This is a genomic window from Rahnella sp. ChDrAdgB13 (assembly GCF_017655185.1).
GTDB lineage: Bacteria > Pseudomonadota > Gammaproteobacteria > Enterobacterales > Enterobacteriaceae > Rahnella > Rahnella contaminans.
In genome coordinates this window covers 1-4,011 of sequence record NZ_JAEMGT010000171.1, presented here as the reverse complement: position 1 = coordinate 4,011, position 4,011 = coordinate 1, and the positions used below count along the sequence as shown (strand labels likewise).

Sequence of the window (4,011 nt, the reverse complement as noted above, 5' to 3'; positions counted from 1 at the left end):
TTGCCTGCCATACTTCCCTCAAAAATTGCCATTACTTATTAACTGACAATTCCTTTTGGGATAGGTTCTTATTGTTTTCGGATATCCAACATTCTTTGCAAGTCTGATTATAAGTACTGTGTTTTTATTTGGAATATCGACATTTTATGATGCGTTTTCTCTTGTTTATTTTGTGATGTTGCTGATTTTTAATCTCAGGGGGCGGATGCGGATCCGTTATGTAATATATGCATACTGCATTGCGCAAGCCTTTAATCTGCTCACGCACGTCAGTGCGCTCAACGAAAATGGTTATTGGGCTCTCGCAATTATCAAAACCATCCTCAGTTTGCTTTATATCTCGCTGGTCTATGTTTTTTTAAATAACTTAATTAATTTATCTAAAAGAGAATTGTTTTTCAAAATGGCTTCAAAAACGGATCCACTTACAGGGATTAACAACCGAAGAAGTATTGACGCCTATATTGAATCGCTGAATGAATGCTATGGTGAGAAATTTTGTGTGCTCATGCTGGATATTGACAACTTTAAATATTTGAATGATACCTTCGGGCATCCTTTTGGAGATAAAGTCATTAAAAGAATTGCTTATCTTGTGAAGGAAAATGTCAGAGACAATGATTTCGTTGGCAGATACGGCGGGGAAGAGTTCATTGTTTTTATAAACGCTGACTTAGCGAATGCGGCCAGGATAGCAGAAGACATCAGGCTCCTTATCCAAGATAGCAACATAAAGTTAGACAGCCATGAAGTACATGTCACCGTTTCAATAGGCCTGGCTGAACACAATGACATACAATCTGTGCTTGAAACCATAGCAACCGCTGATAACGCGCTATATAAAGCTAAAACGAGCGGGAAAAATAAGACCATGATACTCAGTGAATCCGCCGCCTGACATTGTTGCTTTTTGCGCCGCGGCAGATGATTCATTTATCGTTATTGTCCACAGGATAAGTTAACGTATTTATAAATGAGTTTGACCTTTCCCGGGTATCAGGATTTCGATATCTTCCAGGGGAACGGAAGGGAATAGAAAACCTTGTGCACAGGAGACGCCGCTATATCGCAGGTTTCTTAGCTGGGTTCCGGTTTCAACACCTTCAACAATGATTGAGTTGCAATACTGATTGATATTATCAATAATGGTTGGCCACATGACGGAATCACCATTTTCCCAAAAGAATTTTTTATCTATTTTGACTGATTCAAATTGAGTGTTCTTCAGAGTATTTATATTGCTGAAATCAGTACCGTAGTCGTCGAGCCATAATTTATATTTTCCGGACAGAGTGTCTACCAGTATATTGCCTTCTAATTTATCTATTTTGGGAAAACGTTCAGATATTTCAAGTCTTATAAAATCATTACTGTCCAGGATTTCTTTTATATGATGATCTTCGAGTATCATAATTGCCATGCTTTGGTCGATATTAAGGGAACAAAGCAATTTATTACGTTTGAAAAACAGGGAGCGCGCGTTAATTTCATTTAGCTGTGCTAGCAATAATTCGTGTTTAGATTTTGTATCCAGGGAACTGATAAATTTTTGAGGTTCGATTTTTCCGCCGCTGTATCCACCTTCGAAGCCCGTTAATAATTCGACTGCGTGTAGTAAACCTCCGACACTATAGATAGGCTCACATCTGAATTTGCATGAGACTTGAAAATTTAAACGCAACATCATTTCCTCCTTAAAAGTCCGCCATTTTGCAGAGGTGATCATTGATCACTTTCGCGAATTAATAAACACATATTGATCGATTTTTCCTATGATAAAACCTATTGATAAATATCTATTGATCGATGAAACAAATCTAATTGACTGATTTTAAGCGTTATATCTTTTTAAAAAACGAATAAAAACATTAGCAATCATAATATTTTCAAGAGTTACACGTGACGGATATTCCCGCACAGACCGCCGGCAGGGGTTTTTTATTAGGGAACCTGTTCACAATACGGTGTGGGCAGCCTGACATAGTTGCCGCCGACATTTACTGGGAAACTTTATGATGTGGCGATAGGATGTGATGTGACGCCTATGTTGTCACCTTTGTCAGGCTAACGAAGGTATGACCACAGGCAAGAGAATAGAAAAGACTCATTATACCGGAGTATTGCTATGTTGACTGATCTCCGCAGCGATGAAAGTAAAAAGCGCGCAGCGATAAACCTGCTTAAGAGCCACGATGAGGTTCGGGACGAGGCGTTAAAAAAATATACACTTCTGGCCTGTCAGCTACTCGATATGCCGATGTGCTTTGTTTCCGTTCTGGATGATGAAAAACAGTACATTAAATCAGCCCAGAATATGACGGTGACGGAAACGAACCTCGGCGAAGCATTTTGCACAAATACGCTGGAACAGGGCGAAACGTATATTTGCCCGGATACCCACCGGCATCCAGATTTCAAAACTTATGACGCCATTACGGAGGCGCCTTTTGTTCGTTTTTATGCCGGTTGCCCGCTCAAAACGCAGGATGGGGTCGCAGTAGGGACATTGTGCCTTTTAGATACTCAACCGCGCACTCTGTCCGGCGAGCAGATCAATATTTTTGAACAGCTGGCCGGGTTAGTGTCGGGCTTTCTGGCGTCCTGGCATAACGTCGGATATATCGACATTGTGACACTGTTGCCGAACCGGCAGCGGATGCTTAAAGATATCTTTGTGTCAAAAGAGAGCACATTTAAACTCGTCATCATTGACTGTATCGACATGCCGTTTGCGTACGAAATGGCGCGGTCATTGGGCATGACCGTCGTGGAAAATTTATTGCGCGACATGGCGGTGCAGCTTCAGGCCCGGCTGCAACTGACCGAACAACTTTACGCCGTGGCAGTGGGGCGGTTTGCCTATTTCACCCATGATAAAGAGAATTCGGCCCTCGAAAATGTCGCCAAGCGCTTACGGGGGATACAGGCCAAAATCAGCCCTGAGGTTCCGCTGGATTTGGATATTCATATCGGCGATTCAGGGTGTTGTGATAACGCTATGACGCCGGGTGAAATTCTGCGTCACGCTGTTAGTGCTTTGCATGAAGCAATAAGTCACGGGCACCGGTATATGACCTACGATGAGGTGCTGGATAACCGGAAGAAAAATGATTTCAGCCTGCTCACGGGTCTGAGAGAGGCACTCCACGAAGACCGGGGATTGTATCTGGTTTATCAGCCGAAAGTTTCTTTGCTGAACGGTCAGATTACGGGCGTCGAAGCGCTTCTGCGCTGGAAACACGCGACGCACGGTGAGGTTTTGCCCGGGTTGTTTATCCCGCTGGTGGAGCGGACCAGCCTGATGCGGGAACTCACGGGGTGGGTGATTGATCATGCTATCGCCCAGTTAGGCCAGTGGCGCGGTCAGGGTATTTCTCTGCCTGTTTCTATTAATCTGGCCGCCAGCGATTTTTCGCGGCCAGATTTTGCGGATGAACTCGACCATAAAATGCGAAACGCCGGACTCACTCCCGCGTTACTCGGTGTGGAATGTCTGGAAACGGAGAAAATGCTGGAAAGCCCGGCGGCTCTCAACGGGCTCGAAATGCTGAAGTTACGCGGATTCAAAATATCACTGGATGACTTTGGTTCGGGCTACAGCAATATCAATTATCTGCGTCAGATCCCTATGGACATCATTAAACTTGACCGTTCGATTGTCAGTAAGATTGCCAGCGATAAAGCCAGCCGCATCATTGTGCGCAACGTTGTCAGGTTACTTAAGCAACTTGATTATGTGGTGCTGGCCGAAGGTGTGGAAGATGACAAAACGGTAGAGATATTACGTGCACTGGGCTGTGACGAAGTGCAGGGATATGTTTATGCCAGGCCGATGAGAGCAGGGGATTTGGAAGTCTGGTATCACGACAGAAATAAGAGTCAGTCTTAATACGAAAGCAAAACGCCCGCTTAAGTTTCCTTAAGCGGGCGTCTCTAATTTGGCTCCTCTGACTGGGATCGCCTTCGCCAGTAACTGGCTAATAAACAAGCTAAACCTGAATTCCCTTTCTG

General features: G+C 43.9%; 3 protein-coding genes. 2 read left to right on the top strand and 1 reads right to left on the bottom strand.

Annotated elements, in window-relative coordinates; genetic code table 11:
* The first annotated feature begins 205 nt into the window (after window positions 1-205).
* Window positions 206-898 (top strand): GGDEF domain-containing protein, encoded by a 693-nt coding sequence (locus J8X26_RS25950; RefSeq protein ID WP_208952431.1) that lies wholly within the window; start codon window positions 206-208, stop codon window positions 896-898.
* A 69-nt stretch (window positions 899-967) separates the two neighbouring features.
* Here J8X26_RS25950 and J8X26_RS25945 read toward each other — a convergent pair whose 3' ends face one another.
* A complete protein-coding gene (locus J8X26_RS25945) occupies window positions 968-1,726 on the bottom strand; it encodes an EAL domain-containing protein (protein ID WP_152326896.1) in 759 nt (252 codons plus the stop codon).
* A gap of 399 nt (window positions 1,727-2,125) precedes the next feature.
* On the opposite strand from J8X26_RS25945, the gene J8X26_RS25940 reads away from it, so the two are divergent.
* Window positions 2,126-3,889: an EAL domain-containing protein gene (locus J8X26_RS25940; RefSeq protein WP_208952430.1), complete on the top strand. Its 1,764-nt coding sequence runs from the start codon at window positions 2,126-2,128 to the stop codon at window positions 3,887-3,889.
* Window positions 3,890-4,011: the final 122 nt, after the last annotated feature.